The following is a 16,969-nucleotide window of genomic DNA, read 5'->3' as shown; positions in this document are numbered from 1 at the left end:
TGCGCTACGCGGACTTTCGCACACTGACCCGGGACCACACGCTGCGCGAGCCCATTGATGCGCAGGCGGACCTGCTGGCCGCCAGCCGGGAGTGCCTGCGCCGGGCGCCACTGGATCGGCCGTTGCGGTTGCTGGGCGTGCGCGTGAGCGCCCTGGTACCAGTTGCCGAAGTTGCTGAAAATCCAGGAGTCTGGGAGCAGGGTGAGTTGGCCTTCGACAGGTCTCTGGGGCAGTCCCGGGCGCCACGCTATCCCCCTGCTCGCGCGGCTCCCTCCTCGGTCTGCTCGGCCTGCCGGGACAGTACATCTATGTCGCCAATACCCATTGCCGTCCGGGGCACCCAGGGCAGCTCCGACCATCTGGGCCACGTACTGTAACGAGCGGATATCGGGGACTCTTGCCGACTCGGAGCTGCCGCTCACCCGCTCCCCGAGAACGACCCTTTACCGACTTGCTGCGGACCTTCGGGGACGGCGTCTACTCTCCAGAGCCGTGAGCCTCTAAACCGTGCTGATGCCAGTAGGCTATGCTGGGCACTCCAGATGGACTGATCTTTTGGGTGGCTAGGGCTTGCCATACACTCGAGGCCTAATGGACCGAATTTGGCAGAGACGGGGTAGTTGTGTCGGAGATAATGAACTGCGTGAGTGCTACAAGCCCAGTGTCCACCGGTGGTGGCGGGACATTGTTCGAGCAGCATGTAGGCACTCTGTTTCTCGCGCTTCTGCTTGTTCGGGCCCCGCTTCCCATTCTAAAGGACTGTCAAGTCGAAGAGGTGCACCTTCAAGCGGAGCACCTGGATTGGGCGACCGATGATGTCTTGGTGGTCGCCATGAGGCCGGATGGTGTGCGCCGCCGGCTAGCAGCGCAAGTCAAGCGTCAATTCACTATCAGTCCGAAGGACGAGACCTGCAAGAATGCCTTTCGCGACTTCTGGGCTGATTTAAATGGCTCAGAATTCGACTCGGATACGGACCGGCTCGCGTTGGTAACGCTCCGCGGAACGAGCGTCCTTCTCGATGGGTTCAACACCCTCTTGGATTGTGCGCGCGCGTCCGCCGACGCGTCGGACTTCATACGAAGATTAGAGGTCGACCGTTTCCTCTCCAAGACCGCACGAAGCTACGCGGCGACGATCCGGCGAATTCTCGACGATGCCGCCACGCCTCCGACAGACGAGCAGTTCTGGAGGTATCTGTCGGTTCTGCATGTCGTGAGCTTCGACCTGAACACAGCCTCAGCACAGAATGAGGCATGGATCAAGGCGCTACTCGCTGCGACAGCGAACCGAGGCAACCCGTTGGCGGTAGCAGAGGCCAGTTGGCGCGAACTGCTGGAATTGGTTGGCGCTGGCATGCCAACGGCGGCAAGCTACAAGCATGCAAGTCTGCCGGAGAGCCTCCGCAACCGGCACGGGCCGATTGATACTCGCTCGGCTGAAGTAGTCCGCGCGCTGTCTGATCACAGTTCGATAACTCTGAACGGAATCAAAACCACAATCGGAGCCACGGGGGAAATCGCCCGGGACGCCCTGACGAATCAAGTGCTGGATGCGTTGAACGAGAACCAAGTTGTGCTGATTTCCGCCCCAGCCGGTCTCGGGAAGTCGGCGGTAGCCAAGGCCTGCATGAAGGCACTTGATCGTGATCTCCACTGCTTGGCATTCAGGGCAGAGGAGTTTTCTGTCAGCCATATCGACCAGACACTGCGGCAGGCTCAGGTCCAGGCGAACGGGAACGAGCTGTTGGGAATCCTGGCCGGCCAAGGCCGAAAGCTGGTTCTGGTGGACAGCGTTGAGCGGCTTCTGGAGGCTTCCGTGCGAGATGCTTTCACGGATCTGCTCAACCTCGCGCAGACCGATCGGAGTCTTGGGATACTGATCACATGCCGGGACTACTCGTTGGAAACAGTGAGTTCGGCGCTCCTTGGTCAGGCGGGGCTTGCATTCCGGGTGATCGAGGTTCCACCGCTAGAGGACGAGGAGCTTGAGCAAGCGCTCGCGGCAGTGCCGCAAGTCGCGAACGCTTTGCAGTACGAAGACCTAAAGCGTCTGCTGCGGTCTCCGTACCTCCTGGGCATGGCTGCCCAAATGGATTGGTCAGACACAGCGGGCATTCCCACCAACGAACGAGAGTTCCGGAGGCGGTGCTGGGGAGAGGTGATCCGACGCAACGCTGCATCTGCGGATGGCATGCCTGAGCGGCGTGAGCGGGTATTTAGGGAGGTGGCTTTGCGAAGGGCCCGGGAGCTTCGTCCGTTTGTCGGGACTGAAGACCTCGATGCGGGTGCTTTGGAGGCGCTGCGGAACGATGGACTGATCGTCTACCCGCCTGAGGTTCCTTCCATGGCGGCGCCAGGCCACGATGTGCTTGAGGACTGGGCGATCATCCAGTGGCTCGGTCAGCGTTGGATTTTGCATGAGCGAGCGCCGAGGCCGTTGGCACAGGATGTCGGTGGTTACCCAGCTATCCGCCGGGCATATCGAAAGTGGCTCTTGGATCTGCTCCGACGGGAGGAGGAAGCGGCGACGGACTACGTATTGTCCGTGTTCCTGGATGAAACGCTTCCACCGTACTTCCGCGACGATACGCTCGTCTGCACGCTGCAATCCCCGTCGGCCCGGGAGTTTCTCGAACGACACCGCGAAACGCTTCTCGACAACGGCGGTCGACTGCTGGTCCGTGTGATTCACCTGCTGCGCGTTGCCTGCAAGACTTCGCCCCGGTGGCTACACGATGCTTCTCAGTTGCCTTCCCAGATGCTGGTTGCCTCGGGAGAGGCTTGGTCTGCTGTGCTCGAACTCGTCCTCGGTGGCATTGATGGGGTCCTACCCGAGCAGATGCCGATTCTTCTGGGGCTCATGGAGGACTTTGCGAACTCTATTGACTGGCGCGATCCCGAGCCGAAGGGTTGCGAGGAAACTGCCAAGATCGGGTTTCATCTCTTGGGCTATCTCGACGATTATCGCACGGATCAAATGCGCAAGCGTACCCTGACGGTGATCGCGAAGGTACCGAGAGGCGATGAAAACGCGTTCAAGGGTCTGGTAGACCGGGCGATGGCGGATGGGAACCGCGGTCGTCTAGCAGACGAGGTGTCGGAGGTCCTTTTGGGCGGCATCGACGGCTGGTTTGCATGTCGATACTTGCCAGAGGAGATCATGCGACTTACCAAGGCGCGGTTCCTGCTCCGAGAGGAAGAGTTGGATCCCGACAATTGGAGACCCGGAAGCTGGATGAACATCGAACCGGACTTCGGCATCCAGGAGCATACTGATTTTCAGTCGTTTCCGGCGAGCTCGATACGCGGGGTGTTCCTCCCGCTGCTGCGGTGTCATCCTTGGCAAGGCCTAGATTTCATCATCGACCTATTGAACCACGCTGGCAGCTGGTACGGCGAAAAACGCTGGCCCTACCACCGGCTTGAACCGGCGCTTCGAATCACTATCGAGATACCCGGTGAGACCTCTGTTACGCAATGGGCCAACCCTCGCCTTTGGGGCCTCTACAGAGGTCATGAGGTTGGCCCATACGTCCTGCAGACGGCCTTGATGGCTCTAGAGGCATGGCTCCTGGAAATTTGTGATTGGGAAGGTTTCGACGTCGAACTCTGTTTACTCAGAATCCTGAGAGATAGCAACAACGTCATGGCGACGGCTGTCGCTGCCAGTGTTTGCAACGCCCATCCGGAGAAGGCCGGGCTTGCTGGCCTGGCGCTGTTGTCGTCGCGCGAGTTGATATGGATGGATTCTGCACGGACGGTAAGGGAGCGCTCGTCTTTCGCGAGGTCTGAGGTTTTCCCGAATATCGGAATCAACGAGATATACGAGAACGAGCGCAGGAAGTCGGATGCGTTGCCGCACAGGGGGCAGGACCTGGAGTCTTTGGCCGTTAAGCTGCAGTTTGGAGATGGTCGCGAAGAGGTGTTTGCGCTGATCGATCGGCACCGGGCGGCATTGCCGCCGGTTGAGGAACAATCGGAAGAGGATCGTCTGTGGCGTCTGGCGCTGCACCGGATGGACGTGCGTGGGTTCCGGGTTGTGCAAGAGCCGCCTTCAGACGAATCGGAGAGCTCAGCCGAAAGCGTGCCGGAGGAAGCAGACTCTCGGGGCCGACAAGTGCTCCTAGAGCCTAGCGAGATAGAGCCAGACGTTCAGGCGCTCGTCGACCGGCAGACGTTGATTGCCGCGCGAAAGGAGCGAGAGCTCTCGCTTTTGAACTGGGGACGCGCGGCGTGGGAAGGGCGGGAGTCCTCCCATCTAGATATCCGCGATTGGAAAGCCTTTCTGGTGCGCGCCCGCGCTCGCGATGCGGAACCGGAGCCTGAGGGTTTCATGCGGGGCGGACCAAGCGTGATCGCGGCAGTCTGCGTGCGCGATCATTGGGACGAAATGTGCCTTGAGGACCGTGCTTGGTGTATCAACAAGCTGGTTCAGGAGGTCGAGCGAGACTGCGACACAGAAGATGACATGGTCCGCCATGGGCGCGGGGCGTACAACCCGGATAGGCACGCTGCCTACGTCCTGCCCGGCCTACTTGCCCGCGGTGTATCAGACGCACAGGCTGCCCGGATTCAAGTGGCAATCGCGAAGGCCCTGACCCACGAAGTTGAGGAGGTCTCGGTGTACGCCGCGGAAGGAATCGGGAAAGCTTCGACGGGGCCGATAAGAGCTTACTCCGAGGCGTGTATAGCGGCGATTGCGTGGCAGGCCCGACTCATCTCGTACCGCCTGGCCGAAGAGCGAGAGAGGCCCTTCGGAGAACAGTTGCATCCTGCTGAAATCATCCGGGAGGTCGTGCCCTTGGTTCGGGCCGCGATCGTTGCTCAGAATCGTGATCCACAGGTAGAGTTGGAGATCCTCAACCGGGAAGATTGGCCAGGTACTCAAGCTGCGCGAATTATCCTTCAGATCTTTGGGTATGCTCCGGATTCAACCTTGGCAATCGAGTTTCACCGCCGGATCGCCAGCTCAATCGTGGAAGGGTGGGATCAGGAACTCGAGGATCGCAGCCGTCGCGCTCAGCGAGACTATCGGTTCAACCATGAATTCTTCCGGCGTCTCGCGCGATTCGTGTTGAGGTTAGAGGAAGCGGAGGCATTGGATGTGTGCAAGCCCTTCCTAGCGGCTGTTGCAAGGCACCCCAGTGAGGTCAAGGACTTCGTGCGGGCCCTTGTCGTTGAAGCCGACCAGTTTCGTGAGGAGGACTCGTTCTGGGCAGTATGGCAAGCCTTCGCGAGTGCTATCTGCGCGGCCCCTTGGATCGACCGGCTCGATTCGCGCTATGGCTCTGGCGACCCGTTGATACGCGCCATCTTTCTCGAGGGGTACTGGAAAGACAACGTCCGGCACTGGCGCAGACTTGAAGGACAGGGGCATCGAGTTGACGAGCTAGCTGCGCGGTTTCTGGGATCGGCGGTGGTGTTCGATGCGTATTGTCGGTTCCTCTATGCCATTGGAGAATCCTCACTTCCCAGTGCCTTTGTGATCCTGGATAATTCGCTGGATAAGGGTGACCCCACCATCATACTCGTGGACCGAGACACAGTATCTCTGCTGGAATCTCTGCTTCGAAGGCAAGTCTATTCGGAGCCACACAGGCTGAAGTCTGATCGGGCCGTTCGGGCAGCCGTGCTGGCACTATTGGACCACCTCGTTGAGGCAGGATCGTCGGCCGCCTACCGGATGCGTGATGACTTTGTAACGCCCCTAGGTGATGTAGGCGGATAGACCCCAACCGAGTACTGCTCAATTCGTGCTATTGCTGAGGCTGTCCTGGATGCACCCCAAAAGCCGATGAAGCTGAGGTTGTCTTTGGTGCCCGAGCTTATCGAGATCAAATCGGTTACATGCTACACGCGGAATCTTTGGTCATGAGGTGGCTGTTTCGGCACGGCCGTCCCTCTGGCATCAGCAGTTCAAAGGTAAGCCGCGGCCCCCGGAACGTTCGGGAGCGGCCGCTCCGGGCTGCGGGCCGAGTCCGGTGCCAAGAACTGTCCCTTGTCGACCCTGAGCCGCCGTCGAGCCGTTGCTCACGAACGACTCCTCACTGCTGCCCTGCGGACGCCCGAAAACCTCCATCGAGGGCATCCTTTTTGGGACATTGCAATTCGTGCCGGCGACCGGAAGTACCCATAATCATGCAAGTCCGAAGCAGGCTTGCATTACTCTTCGAATATTACTCATAATGTGTACCATGAGTGCACAAAAAGAGGGGAAGCTGAAGAGTGTCTTGGAAGCTGTTCCCGCAGGCTTTGTGGTGGATGCGCGCTGGCTGGAGAACCACGGCGTCAGCCGGTTCCTCACCCGGAAATACGTGGATCGCGGCTGGCTGGAGCGCCTGGAGCGCGGTGTCTTCCGTCGCCCCACGCCGCATTCAGCCCCTCCGGACTGGAAGAGTTGCATCCTGTCTCTCCAGAAAATCATGGCTTATCAAGTCCATGTCGGCGGCATGTCTGCCCTTGACCTCCAGGGTTACCGCCACTATCTCCCGCTGGGTGCGCATCCGCCCGTGTGGGTCTACGGCAGTGACACACCAGGCTGGCTGTCGCGCCTCACCCTCGATGCACCGCTCATCAGCCGCCCCCTGTCCCTGTTCGATAACCCGTCGCTCGGTCTGACGGAATATAAACATGGCAATGCCCCGACGCTGCCCTGGGGCTGGACGCTCCGAATATCCTCGCCCGAGCGCGCGATCCTCGAAGCACTTGACGAACTGCCGGCGCATGAGAGTTTCCATAACCTTGACATGGTTTTCGAGGGGCTGGCGACGATGCGGCCCCGCCAGCTGACGGCGCTGCTGCAGAGCTGCCGCAAGATCAAGCTCAGACGCCTATTCTTCGTCTTCGCCGACCGCCACAAACATGTCTGGCGCGAGCGTCTTGACCCCGACGACTTCAACCTCGGCACGGGTGACCGCGCCCTGATAACGGGCGGCAAAATCCATCCGCGCTACCGCATCATGGTCCCGCCCGAATTCGTTGATATCCCAACGGGAGATGCCGATGGCCCGTGACGCCTATAGTGCACAGGTCGCGCTTCTGGTGCGCCTGCTGCCCTTCATCGAGGCGGAACCCGTGTTCGCGCTCAAGGGCGGCACTGCCATCAACCTGTTCTACCACGACATGCCGCGCCTGTCGGTAGATATCGACCTGACCTACCTGCCGGTCAAGGACCGAGCGGAAAGTCTGAGGGAGATCAACGAGACGCTCGACAGGATCATGGACGCGGCCAACGCCGGCATTCCGCGTCTCCGCGCGCAGCGCATCGAGGGTGGCAGTGGCGGCGCCACCCGTATCCGAGCCCGGCTCGACGGCGCCGAAGTCAAAATCGAAATCTCACCGGTCACGCGGGGCGTCGTGCACGATCCTGAACGCCGCGCCGTATCACCAACGGTCGAAGATGAATTCGGCTATGCCGCCGTCCAGGTTGTGTCATTTGAGGATTTGTTCGGTGGCAAACTCCATGCAGCGGTCGATCGCCAGCACCCGCGCGACCTGTTCGATATCAAGCTGCTCTACGAACACGAAGGGCTGACCGACGCACTGTTCCGCACCTCCCTGGTTTATATCGCCAGCTCCCCGCGCCCGACGCATGAACTGCTCGCGCCCGGACTGAGCGATCTGAACGAACCCTATGCCAGGGAATTCGTCGGCATGACGACCATCCCGATCTCCGTCGACGAACTCGAAGCGACCAGGTGTCGGCTCATCGCTGATATCCGCGGTCGCCTGTGTGACAACATCGTGCAATTCCTACTCAGCCTGCATGATGGCGAACCTGATTTTGGCGCGATCGGCTTGCCGCAGGCACAAACCCTTCCAGCCGTCCGCTGGAAACTCTTCAACCTGAAAAAGCTTGCGCACGAGAACGCAGCCAAACATGCCGCGCAGCGCAAGGAACTCGAAAATCTTTTCCGCAACTCGTAGCCCATGGGGCCGTGAGCTTGTTAGCGCGAGCAGGGGAAGCCGGGTTTGATGTCCTGGCCACTGCCAAGACCGCCCGTGGGTCGGCCTGCTTTTGGACACTGCGATTCCCAAGGCAGGGCGCGGGTATTGGAGGTGCCTTGCCGATCGCTGTCTCTTGGCGACCCTGAGCGGGCACCAAGACGCCCCGGGACTAGCGGCCGCAAAGAACGATGCAGCGGACACTCACTCAAGATTGGGAAGACTGTACTGTGGGAAGTAATTGTAGCGAGAGATTGCGCCACCTCACGGAGTTGGCTGGAAGCCCGCGGTACTCCAGATCAGGCAAAACGAAAATCCGTCGCCAGTCCTGCAATGCCGGTTTTCGTCCTGTGCCGCTGGACAGGCGTCCCGGTATCCCTGCTCAAGCAGTATGGCTTCACGAACGGAATTCCCGGATCTGCTCCAGTTCCGCCTGTTCCGATTGCTGGGCTTTGAACAGATCCCAGCGCACCTGCAGGTTCAACCAGAAATCGGGCGACATTCCGAAAAAGCGCGCCAGACGCAGTGCAGTGCTTGGGGTGATGCCGCGCTTCTGGTTAACCAGTTCGTTGATGCGCTGATACGGCACATGAAGCGCATCCGCGAGGTGGCGCTGGGAGATCTGCATCGGTTCCAGGAACTCTTCCGCCAGCATTGCGCCGGGATGAGTCGGGGGGCGGTGTGTGGGAATTCGAACCATGATTCAGCCTCAGTGGTAATCCGTGATTTCAACCTGATCGGGGCCAGAGTCCGTCCAAGCGAAGCAGATTCGGTATTGCTCGTTGACCCGAATGCTGTGTTGCCCCTTTCGCTCTCCGGACAGGGCTTCCAGTCGGTTACCGGGCGGGACCCTCAGTTCCTCGACGCTCTCAACAGAGTCCAACAATTCCAGCTTCCTTGCGGCTACCCGCCAAAGGGACTGCGGGCAGACCTTGCGGGCGGCCTTTGACCCAAACCCGTTGAAGATATCTTCTGTGCCCCGATCCTTGAAGCGAATGATCATGGAAACACGGTATCACGGGTCTCATGCTATGGCAACGACCGGGGTGCTGCGTCGGCATCAGGACGACTGATTGCCAGTCGCAACGGGGTGCCTGTGTCGCTTGCCGGTGTCTGCGCGATCTGCCGTCTGACCTGAACGGTTCTGAATGGGATTAAGCTGGCGGGGGCGCCCGCAAAGCTTTCGATTGCGGACTCCTGTGCGCATGACGTGAGCGACTATTCAGGGCCGACACCCGACACCAGCCTACCTTCGCATGCAGGTTAAACCGGCTCTGCGGGTGGTGTTGGGCGCCAAACCGTCCGGCATGCAGGCGCCATCGAAGTATCTCCGGTGGACAACCCGGGCAGGTGGGTAGACATTATGACGCATGAACCCGCATGCGCTGCAGGAGTGGATTGCCGATCTCGCCGAGGCGTTCGCTGTGCCCGGCGTGGCTGCGGGTGTGTGGCACGCCGGGAAGGTGAGTTTTGCTTGCCATGGCGTGACGAGCATCGAGAACCCGTTACCGGTCGATGAGCGCACGCTGTTCCAGGCGGGATCCATCGGCAAGACATTTAGGTGAAACTCGTGAGCGGCCAGGCGGCTCGGTACGTGTTCGTGGACGGACCCCTGCCGGGTGTGACCGGCTATTTTGTCCGTGACGGTCATGGTCGGGCACAGGCGCTGCATCTTTTCGGGCGCCGACTGCCGCTTCGGGAGCCGTGACTGCCGTGTTGATGGGAGGAGACCTGAAGGAGAGCCACCCATGAAATTTTCGCAAGCGTTCAAAGGGCGGGAGCAGGACATCATTGATCTGTTCCATGCGACCTTTGCCCGCGCCGAGGGCGCGGAGGAGGGCGCATTGATCGGCAATCTGGTCCGCCATCAGATGGCCGGTACCGCCGAGCCGGATCTCCATGTCTTCCTCGCCGAGAGGGATCGAGCCATTGTTGGCGGGGCGATCTTTTCCCGGCTGACCTACGATCAGGATGACCGGTCCGTGTTCATCCTTGCGCCGGTGGCCGTTGCGAGCGAGTGGCAGGGGCAGGGTGTCGGCCAGAAACTTCTGGCCCATGGTCTTGAAACGCTGAGATACGCCGGGGTTGACGTGGTCCTGACCTATGGTGATCCGAACTACTATTCGCGTGTCGGCTTCAAGCCCATCAACGAGTCATTGGCCCCGGCACCCTTTATCTTGAAGCAGCCCGAAGGCTGGCTGGGACAATCCCTGACAGGTGGGGAGATGGTGCCTTTCAAGGGGGCGCCGCGCTGTATCCCGGCGCTCAATGATCCTGTCTTCTGGTAAGGACGCTCACATCCAAGCGATCCATACTGCGGCCGGATCGACCAACTGCATGTATCCTGCGTGCGATGTGGGTCGACAGGAGGAATCGCCGTGTTCGAGTTGGATGAACGTCTGGAGGCGGACAGCGTGGCAGTGGGCATGCGGGATGGCTGCCTGGTGCGGCTGTTTCGGGATGCGCGCTATCCCTGGCTGCTGGTGATCCCGGCGATGGGCTGCTTCCGCGAGTGGTGGGAACTCGCGCCGGGTCAGCGCATGGCGGTGGACGGGGTGCTTGCCGAGTGTGCCCGTGTGCTGTCACTCCTGCCCGGCGTTGAAAAGACCAACCTTGCGACGCTGGGTAATCTGGTGCCCCAGTTGCACTGGCATGTGGTGGGGCGCCACGCGGGTGATCCCGCCTGGCCAGGGCCGGTCTGGGGGCACGGTGATCCGCAGCCTTACGATCCTGGGGAGCAGGCGGACCTGGTGGCCCATCTGCGCAGCGCGCTGGATCTTCATGCTCTTGACGAGACTGAATCTCACCGCGTGCGATAGGCCGGCTCGCTCAACACAGCGCCTGTTCGACCAGGTTCAAACATTGAAATAATGCCATGAACCCCTGCCAGACAATCCTTGCCATCGATGCCGCCTGGACACCCTCTCAGCCCAGTGGCCTGGCCCTGGTTCAGCAGCGAGGGTGCGATTGGCATTGCATCGCTTTGGCGCCCAGCTATCAAGGTTTTGTGGAGTTGGCGGCGGGCATCACCACCGATTGGACTGTGAGGCGCATCCCGGGCAGTGAACCAAAGTTGCCTCAGCTGTTCGATGCGGCGGAGCGCCTGGCGGGACAACCGGTGGACTTGGTCACCCTCGACATGCCGGTGGCAAAAAAACCGTTCTCGACCCGGCGCGAGGCGGATCGGGTGGTCTCCCGGGAATTCGCCAGCCGCTGGTGCGCGGCCCATTCGCCCACCGCGACACGGCCAGGCCAGCTGGGTGCCCGAATCTCGGATTTCCTGTCTGCGACCGGTTACGCGCTGGCCACCACGGCAACGCCGTCACCGGGACGGCAGCAGTTTCTCGAGGTGTATCCCCATGTGGCCCTGTTGTCCTTGCTGAAGCGTTCGCGCCGGGTCCCGTACAAGGTCAGCAAGTCGACGAAATACTGGCCGGGGGAGCCGTTGCCAGAGCGGATCAGGAGTCTCCTGCGCGAGTTCGGTGCCATTCGTGAGGCGCTGGGTCAGGTCTTTGAGGGGATGACGCTGGTACTCCCGACCCCGGATAACGTGAAGAGTCTGGCCGAGCTCAAGCGGTATGAGGATGTCCTGGATGCGCTGGTCTGTGCGTGGGTGGGGGTGGAGTACCTTGCGGGGCGCACAGTGCCCCTGGGTGATGAGGATGCGGCGATCTGGTGTCCGAGGGATGTGGTGCGCACTGAGTCCGCCCTTGGAGGCTGAGCGATGGACAGACAGTGTGCCCCTGACCTGCTAAGCCGCAGCAAGCCTGAGTTGCAGGCCCGTTTCGGCGTGACCCGGCTGGCCCTGTTCGGCTCCACCGCCCGTGATACGGCAAGGAGTGGCAGCGATGTCGATGTGCTGGTGGCCTCCGACGGTCCCTCTACCTCCAAACGTTATTTCGGCGTGCCCGCTGGGGGAGCAACACGCGCCGTATTCATTCCAAGAAGGCCTGGTGCGGGCCCGTCTGCTCGGGTGCCTTGAGCCAGTCGACCAGCTTGCCCAGGACATTGAGCATCTCCTGCTCATCACGGTTGTTCTCCAGCCGGAAGAGGGTGGCGACCACATTGCGTGCTGGTAGAGCAGCCCCACATAGCTCATGATGCGCACCGCCATGAACCGATCCACGCTGCTTTGAAATTCCAGCAGCAGGTACACATAGAGCCAGTCCTTTCCCCAGCGGATGCGCCAGATGATGTCATCCTCGCGATCACGCAGTTCGTCGGTCACATAGGAGCCGCTGACTTTCTCCAGGCTGGTGAAATCGAGTTGTTCCACCCAGGCTTCCTTGACGAAACCGGTCAGCAGGTCGCGAACCATGCGTGGGTGAGAAAAGAGCAGCTTGTAGCTGTTGTCGTGATGGGTCATGGAGATAGGTGGTCTGGTCATCCGGTGTCATGAAAAAGGCCATGATGAGGATACCGCAAAGGTGCGTCGAGATACTCGAATGAAACCGCATCCTGGGGCCGGTGATTGGATATCCACCACATCTTTCATCGAGAAAGCCATGGGCAAGAAAGCGCTGGTGGGGTCGGAACCCGCTTGATATTTTGTCTGTTTTGTCTAAAGTAGACAAAATCTTGCTCCCTGCAAGAAGGAGGGGCTCATGCGCACCATCACCGCCAGCGAGGCAAAACAGGGCTTTGCCAAGTTAATCGACACCGCCAGCCGGGAGCCGGTGATTATCCAGCGCCAGAAGCGTGATGTTGCCGTGGTGCTTTCCATGGCAGAGTACGAACGCCTGACAAGACTCAACGTCGCCGAGTTTCAGCGTTTTTGTGACCGCATCGGCAGTCAGGCCAAAGCCGCCGGCCTGGACGAAGCCAAACTGACTGAGTTGCTCGCCTCGGACGATTGAAGACCGGCGATGCGCACGGAAGAAACGCGCTTGGTCCTGGACACCAATACCCTGATCAGCCGCATGCTGATGCCACAAGGCACAGCCGGCCGTGCCGTGGACAAGGCGCTGGCCCAGGGCGTTCTACTGGCTTCCGAAGAAACATTGACCGAATTGGCCAATGTCCTTTCCCGCCCCAAGTTTGATCGTTATGTTTCTCTCGAAGCGCGACGGCAATTTCTCCAATTGCTCGGCGGAGTCGTCCGTGTGATCCCCATTCAGCATCGCATCCAGGCCTGTCGCGATCCGAAGGATGACATGCTGCTGCATGTGGCCCTCAATGGCGAGGCACAATATCTGGTCACCGGCGATCAGGATTTGTTGATACTTGGCAGTGACTTTTGGAAAAGCCACGGGCTGCGCATCCTCTCGCCGGCCGATTATCTCGCGTTGCCATAAACTCTGTTTGCCGGTTCGCAGGATAGCGATGCGCACTGGGGCTGCGCCTTCATCGGCTCCAGCAACATCAGCCGCCAGGCCCTGCAGCAGGGGCTGGAATGGAACTACCGGATCAACTATCCGGGTGACAAGGGCTTTCTGGAAACCCGGGCGCGCTTTCAGGCCCTGTTCAGTGATCCGGCCAGCGTGCCGTTGTCGGACGAGTGGATCGACGCCTACGAAGCCCGCCGCATTCTGCCGGAGCGTTCATGGGAGCCGGGCAGCACCGAGTCGGAGCCGCCGCCCACGCCCACGCACATTCAGGCGCAGGCCCTGGAGGCACTGGAGCAGGCACGCCTGGATGGCTACCGGGGTGGTCTGGTGGTCATGGCCACCGGCCTGGGCAAGACCTGGCTCGCCGCCTTCGACACGCAGCAGATGGGCGCCCGCCGGATCCTGTTCGTGGCCCATCGGGAAGAGATCCTCAACCGGGCCGCCGCCACCTTTGCCCGCATCCGCCCCAGCGCCCGGATCGGCTTCTATCACGGCCGCCAGCGGGACGCCCGGGTGGATATCCTCTGCGCCTCCATCCAGACCCTGGGCAGGATGGATCACCTGGAGAACTTTGAGCCGGGGCATTTCGATTACATCGTCGTGGATGAATTCCACCACGCTGCCGCGCCCACCCTGACGGATCTTGCTGCCCGATCATGGCAGGTGTTGCAGCGTCGACGCCCGCTGCTGGACGACCTGCCGGAATTGGGTCATCCAATTGTTGGATTGTGATCCGTCCAACCGTGCTTTTTGACTCGAGGATTATGGGCGCAATCCAGGAAATTTTCTGTCTGGTGTTGCTTTCGCAACCATCGAAGGTACTCACTGAGCTTTGGAGTCGTGGCAAGGCAGGGGCAGGGTATAGGGACGTGGAAAAGCTCTTTATCGATCAACTGATGGGGCGGGGCTGGCGGTCAGCAGCCCGGTATCCTTGGGGCTGTGCACGATTCGGCGGATTCATAGACAATGCCGCATGGACGGCAACCGCTGCATTGCCCATCTCGACATGGATGCGTTTTACGCGTCTGTAGAATTGCTGCGCTATCCGCAACTGCGAGGTCAGCCCCTCGTGGTTGGCGGGCGGCGCGTCACGGCCCCGATGGCTGGCGACGACGGTGTCCTTCAGTTCACCCATCTGCGTGACTATCGTGGGCGAGGCGTGGTGACCACCGCAACCTACGAGGCGCGCGCCCGGGGTGTGCATTCCGGCATGGGCCTGATGACCGCCGCTCGTCTTGTGCCGGACGCGGTTCTGCTGCCCGCTGATTTCACGGCCTACCGGCACTACTCGATGCGTTTCAAGACGGCGGTTGCCGCCCTTGCACCGAGGATCGAGGACCGCGGGATCGACGAGATCTACATCGACCTGACCTCCCACGGCAGCGACCCTGAAGGTATCGCCCGCCGGATCAAGGAGACGGTGCATGCGGCGACGGGGTTGTCCTGTTCGATCGGCATCGCGCCCAACAAACTGCTGGCGAAGATGGCTTCGGAGTTCGACAAGCCGGACGGTCTCACGCGCGTGGGTCCGGCGGATCTGGAAATCCTAATATGGCCGTTGAAGGCCAGCAAGATCAACGGGATTGGTCCCAAGTCCACAGAGCGACTGGCGCGTCTGGACATTCATACCATCGGTGATCTCGCCCGGGCAGAACTCGGGCTTTTGCAGGAACGCTTCGGGCCCCGATATGCCGCCTGGCTGCACGATGCCGCGCATGGGCGTGACGACCGGCCGGTGGTCACCGAGGCTGAACGCAAGTCGGTCAGTCGCGAGACCACCTTCGAGCGTGACCTGCACCCAAGACACGACCGTGCCGAACTCACCGGGATCCTGGTGGCGCTTTGCGAACGGGTGGCTGCTGATCTGCAGGCGCTGGGCGTGCGTGGACGGACCGTGGGCATCAAGCTGCGCTACGCGGACTTTCGCACACTGACCCGGGACCACACGCTGCGCGAGCCCATTGATGCGCAGGCGGACCTGCTGGCCGCGAGCCGGGAGTGCCTGCGTCGGGCGCCACTGGATCAGCCGTTGCGGTTGCTGGGCGTGCGCGTGAGCGCCCTGGTGCCGGTTGCCGATGTTGCTGAAAATCCTGGAGTCTGGGAGCAGGGTGAGTTGGCCTTCGACGAGTGAAGCTGACGGCGTACGGCGTAGTGCGCCAGCGTGATGCAGCCACCGAAGACCACCAGTAACTGGGCGAGGGGGATGGCAGGACTCGGCCATCCTGGTAGCCCATCCGCTACGAAGCGCTCAATCACCAAGGCGATGAGTACGCCGCTGGCTGCCACCTTTGTCCACCACTCTGCTGAATCTTTCAGGGTCATTGTTTCGACTTCCCGATATGGATGCCTGAGGGTGGAGGCGTGGTGGAGGATGCTCTCATTCAGCAAAGGTCGAGATGAGGTACTTCAGGAGCTACAATCTGACCGAGGTTCATTTCCCGGGAGGCCCATGACAACCCTGACCATTGATTTGCCGGATAGCTTGGCCAAAGAAGCCAAGGACGCCGGATTGCTCGACCCGCATGCCATTGAAGCGATGTTGCGCGAGAACCTGCGCCGCCACGCGATCGACGACCTGTTCACCGCCGCCGATAAGCTGGCGGCAGCAAAATTTCCATCAATGACCATGGAAGAGATTCAACAGGAAGTAAACGAGGTGCGCAGGGGCAGAAACGTGCGTCTGGTGCTTGACACCAACATCCCTGGCAGGGAATCCAGATTCTCAATGCCGCCAGCGCCTTGAACGAGGTCATGCCGGGTGGTATGACGACAAAAAGAGACCGCTGCGATTGAACCACTTCACTTCGCGGTCACGATGTGGCGCTCGAAACCATCCGCGTACAACTTCCGTCGGGGGCTTCCGACATCACCTGCTGGCCGGATGCCCTGCGGGTCTTGCCAAATTTTGCCAATGAACCTACGCTTTTCCCATGAGCACGATGAACATCTCTCTCCCGGACAGTCTGAAGTCCTTCGTGGACGAACAGGTCAGCCAGCGCGGCTATGGCACCAGCAGCGAGTACGTGCGTGAATTGATCCGCAAGGATCAGGAGCGCTTGCATCTGCGCAAGCTGCTGTTGGCAGGAGCAGCCTCGGTCCCGGCGGGAGCAGCCGATGCCCGTTACTTTGAAGGCCTGCGTGAACGGGTGCGCAAGAGCGGCAAAGCCGGCGCTCACGAGTGAAAGCCAAGGCGGTCATCCCGCGTGAGCAGGCCCACCGGGATGTTGACGAGGCTCTTGCCTACTACCTGGGTGAGGCGATGGAAGCCGTGGCGCTCGGCTTCATCGATGCACTGGAGGAGGCCTACGGCCACATCGGTCGCCATCCTGCAACGGGCTCACCGCGCTACGCACACGAACTCAATTTGCCCGGCCTGCGCGCTTGGCCGCTGACACGCTACCCGCAGGTCGTGTTCTACGTCGAGCGTCCGGACCACATGGACGTCTGGCGCGTGCTGCATGGTAACAGGGACATCCCGGCGTGGATGCAAGAGCCCGACGACGTATGACGGTCGGAACGCTGCGGCATTTCTGGATTTCTGGCGGCGTCAACAATAGAAGCAACCTTCACAACCATCACCACCGTCACACCGGGTTAGCGCTTGTGATGGTTGTGACGATCACGATGCTCACCGCCTATCGTAATGGTCGACTCACGCAGCCGTGGTCGGGAGACAGCCCGGACGGCAGGAAAGCCCG

Annotated in this window: 20 protein-coding genes and 1 pseudogene; 18 read left to right on the top strand and 3 right to left on the bottom strand. The window is 60.7% G+C overall.

The window, feature by feature from the left end:
• From LPW30_RS15535 to LPW30_RS15520, 4 genes are all read left to right on the top strand, one after another.
• Nucleotides 1-377, top strand: a 377-nt coding sequence (locus LPW30_RS15535; protein ID WP_476588338.1) for a DinB/UmuC family translesion DNA polymerase, incomplete at its 5' end; no start/stop codon positions are given.
• Nucleotides 378-775: 398 nt separating this feature from the next.
• A complete protein-coding gene (locus LPW30_RS15530; RefSeq protein ID WP_239681316.1) occupies nt 776-5,728 on the top strand; it encodes an nSTAND1 domain-containing NTPase in 4,953 nt (1,650 codons plus the stop codon).
• 466 nt (nt 5,729-6,194) lie between these two features.
• Nucleotides 6,195-7,013, top strand: coding sequence for a type IV toxin-antitoxin system AbiEi family antitoxin domain-containing protein (locus tag LPW30_RS15525; protein ID WP_239681315.1), 819 nt, complete (start codon nt 6,195-6,197; stop codon nt 7,011-7,013).
• The gene (locus LPW30_RS15520; RefSeq protein WP_239681314.1) at nt 7,003-7,926 is read left to right on the top strand and encodes a nucleotidyl transferase AbiEii/AbiGii toxin family protein; all 924 of its coding nucleotides are present in this window, start codon (nt 7,003-7,005) and stop codon (nt 7,924-7,926) included. Before LPW30_RS15525 ends, LPW30_RS15520 begins: the two co-directional genes overlap by 11 nt.
• Before the next feature lie 415 nt (nt 7,927-8,341).
• Here LPW30_RS15520 and LPW30_RS15515 read toward each other — a convergent pair whose 3' ends face one another.
• Both LPW30_RS15515 and LPW30_RS15510 read right to left on the bottom strand, forming a co-directional pair.
• Nucleotides 8,342-8,644 carry a HigA family addiction module antitoxin gene (locus LPW30_RS15515; RefSeq protein WP_239681313.1) on the bottom strand — a complete coding sequence of 101 codons (303 nt, stop codon included), beginning with the start codon at nt 8,642-8,644 and terminating at the stop codon, nt 8,342-8,344.
• A gap of 9 nt (nt 8,645-8,653) precedes the next feature.
• Nucleotides 8,654-8,947, bottom strand: a complete 294-nt coding sequence (locus LPW30_RS15510) for a type II toxin-antitoxin system RelE/ParE family toxin (RefSeq protein WP_239681312.1) — start codon at nt 8,945-8,947, stop codon at nt 8,654-8,656.
• Nucleotides 8,948-9,314: 367 nt separating this feature from the next.
• Between LPW30_RS15510 and LPW30_RS15505 the strand changes: the two genes are divergently transcribed.
• The 6 genes from LPW30_RS15505 (at nt 9,315) to LPW30_RS15480 (ending at nt 11,926) form a co-directional block, all read left to right on the top strand.
• Nucleotides 9,315-9,509: a serine hydrolase gene (locus LPW30_RS15505; protein ID WP_025280974.1), complete on the top strand. Its 195-nt coding sequence runs from the start codon at nt 9,315-9,317 to the stop codon at nt 9,507-9,509.
• Nucleotides 9,506-9,652: a hypothetical protein gene (locus tag LPW30_RS15500; protein ID WP_156946847.1), complete on the top strand. Its 147-nt coding sequence runs from the start codon at nt 9,506-9,508 to the stop codon at nt 9,650-9,652. Before LPW30_RS15505 ends, LPW30_RS15500 begins: the two co-directional genes overlap by 4 nt.
• Before the next feature lie 40 nt (nt 9,653-9,692).
• On the top strand, nt 9,693-10,232 hold the full coding sequence (locus LPW30_RS15495) for a GNAT family N-acetyltransferase (RefSeq protein WP_239681311.1): 540 nt from the start codon (nt 9,693-9,695) through the stop codon (nt 10,230-10,232).
• A 90-nt stretch (nt 10,233-10,322) separates the two neighbouring features.
• On the top strand, nt 10,323-10,763 hold the full coding sequence (locus tag LPW30_RS15490) for an HIT family protein (RefSeq protein ID WP_239681310.1): 441 nt from the start codon (nt 10,323-10,325) through the stop codon (nt 10,761-10,763).
• A gap of 56 nt (nt 10,764-10,819) precedes the next feature.
• Nucleotides 10,820-11,665 (top strand): DUF429 domain-containing protein, encoded by an 846-nt coding sequence (locus LPW30_RS15485; RefSeq protein ID WP_239681309.1) that lies wholly within the window; start codon nt 10,820-10,822, stop codon nt 11,663-11,665.
• 3 nt (nt 11,666-11,668) lie between these two features.
• Complete coding sequence (locus tag LPW30_RS15480) at nt 11,669-11,926, top strand: nucleotidyltransferase family protein (RefSeq protein WP_084307079.1); 258 nt, start codon at nt 11,669-11,671, stop codon at nt 11,924-11,926.
• Here the strand turns inward: LPW30_RS15480 and LPW30_RS15475 are convergent.
• Nucleotides 11,883-12,310 (bottom strand): annotated as a pseudogene (locus LPW30_RS15475) (Rpn family recombination-promoting nuclease/putative transposase); the annotation flags it as partial. The gene LPW30_RS15480 and the pseudogene LPW30_RS15475 sit on opposite strands and share 44 nt — an antisense overlap.
• Before the next feature lie 238 nt (nt 12,311-12,548).
• Between LPW30_RS15475 and LPW30_RS15470 the strand changes: the two are divergent.
• The 8 genes from LPW30_RS15470 to LPW30_RS15435 form a co-directional block, all read left to right on the top strand.
• Nucleotides 12,549-12,800, top strand: a complete 252-nt coding sequence (locus LPW30_RS15470) for a type II toxin-antitoxin system Phd/YefM family antitoxin (protein ID WP_090206546.1) — start codon at nt 12,549-12,551, stop codon at nt 12,798-12,800.
• A 9-nt stretch (nt 12,801-12,809) separates the two neighbouring features.
• Nucleotides 12,810-13,238 (top strand): putative toxin-antitoxin system toxin component, PIN family, encoded by a 429-nt coding sequence (locus LPW30_RS15465; RefSeq protein WP_239681308.1) that lies wholly within the window; start codon nt 12,810-12,812, stop codon nt 13,236-13,238.
• A 186-nt stretch (nt 13,239-13,424) separates the two neighbouring features.
• Nucleotides 13,425-14,003 (top strand): DEAD/DEAH box helicase family protein, encoded by a 579-nt coding sequence (locus LPW30_RS15460; RefSeq protein WP_239681307.1) that lies wholly within the window; start codon nt 13,425-13,427, stop codon nt 14,001-14,003.
• A 241-nt stretch (nt 14,004-14,244) separates the two neighbouring features.
• Complete coding sequence (gene dinB, locus LPW30_RS15455; protein ID WP_239681306.1) at nt 14,245-15,402, top strand: DNA polymerase IV; 1,158 nt, start codon at nt 14,245-14,247, stop codon at nt 15,400-15,402.
• A gap of 318 nt (nt 15,403-15,720) precedes the next feature.
• On the top strand, nt 15,721-16,014 hold the full coding sequence (locus LPW30_RS15450; RefSeq protein WP_025280983.1) for a hypothetical protein: 294 nt from the start codon (nt 15,721-15,723) through the stop codon (nt 16,012-16,014).
• A gap of 187 nt (nt 16,015-16,201) precedes the next feature.
• A complete protein-coding gene (locus LPW30_RS15445; protein WP_025280984.1) occupies nt 16,202-16,453 on the top strand; it encodes a type II toxin-antitoxin system ParD family antitoxin in 252 nt (83 codons plus the stop codon).
• On the top strand, nt 16,450-16,779 hold the full coding sequence (locus LPW30_RS15440; RefSeq protein WP_239681305.1) for a type II toxin-antitoxin system RelE/ParE family toxin: 330 nt from the start codon (nt 16,450-16,452) through the stop codon (nt 16,777-16,779). The genes LPW30_RS15445 and LPW30_RS15440 overlap by 4 nt, the downstream gene beginning before the upstream one ends.
• Nucleotides 16,776-16,969 (top strand): hypothetical protein (locus tag LPW30_RS15435; protein WP_239681304.1); only part of this gene is annotated, 194 nt, incomplete at its 3' end. The genes LPW30_RS15440 and LPW30_RS15435, both read left to right, overlap by 4 nt.

Source organism: Ectothiorhodospira variabilis, assembly GCF_022227625.1.
GTDB lineage: Bacteria > Pseudomonadota > Gammaproteobacteria > Ectothiorhodospirales > Ectothiorhodospiraceae > Ectothiorhodospira > Ectothiorhodospira haloalkaliphila.
The sequence above is the reverse complement of the archived record's forward strand: the minus strand, read 5'-3'. Positions and strand labels throughout refer to the sequence as shown.

Bases quoted from the DNA above. Each gene is read 5' to 3' on its own strand.
- LPW30_RS15525 (WP_239681315.1), top strand. From the start codon at position 6,195: ATGAGTGCACAAAAAGAGGGGAAGCTGAAGAGTGTCTTGGAAGCTGTT.
- LPW30_RS15445 (WP_025280984.1), top strand. From the start codon at position 16,202: ATGAGCACGATGAACATCTCTCTCCCGGACAGTCTGAAGTCCTTCGTG.
- LPW30_RS15465 (WP_239681308.1), top strand. From the start codon at position 12,810: ATGCGCACGGAAGAAACGCGCTTGGTCCTGGACACCAATACCCTGATC.
- LPW30_RS15450 (WP_025280983.1), top strand. From the start codon at position 15,721: ATGACAACCCTGACCATTGATTTGCCGGATAGCTTGGCCAAAGAAGCC.
- LPW30_RS15485 (WP_239681309.1), top strand. From the start codon at position 10,820: ATGAACCCCTGCCAGACAATCCTTGCCATCGATGCCGCCTGGACACCC.
- LPW30_RS15470 (WP_090206546.1), top strand. From the start codon at position 12,549: ATGCGCACCATCACCGCCAGCGAGGCAAAACAGGGCTTTGCCAAGTTA.
- LPW30_RS15480 (WP_084307079.1), top strand. From the start codon at position 11,669: ATGGACAGACAGTGTGCCCCTGACCTGCTAAGCCGCAGCAAGCCTGAG.
- LPW30_RS15515 (WP_239681313.1), bottom strand. From the start codon at position 8,644: ATGGTTCGAATTCCCACACACCGCCCCCCGACTCATCCCGGCGCAATG.
- LPW30_RS15520 (WP_239681314.1), top strand. From the start codon at position 7,003: ATGGCCCGTGACGCCTATAGTGCACAGGTCGCGCTTCTGGTGCGCCTG.
- LPW30_RS15505 (WP_025280974.1), top strand. From the start codon at position 9,315: ATGAACCCGCATGCGCTGCAGGAGTGGATTGCCGATCTCGCCGAGGCG.
- dinB (WP_239681306.1), top strand. From the start codon at position 14,245: ATGGACGGCAACCGCTGCATTGCCCATCTCGACATGGATGCGTTTTAC.
- LPW30_RS15510 (WP_239681312.1), bottom strand. From the start codon at position 8,947: ATGATCATTCGCTTCAAGGATCGGGGCACAGAAGATATCTTCAACGGG.
- LPW30_RS15495 (WP_239681311.1), top strand. From the start codon at position 9,693: ATGAAATTTTCGCAAGCGTTCAAAGGGCGGGAGCAGGACATCATTGAT.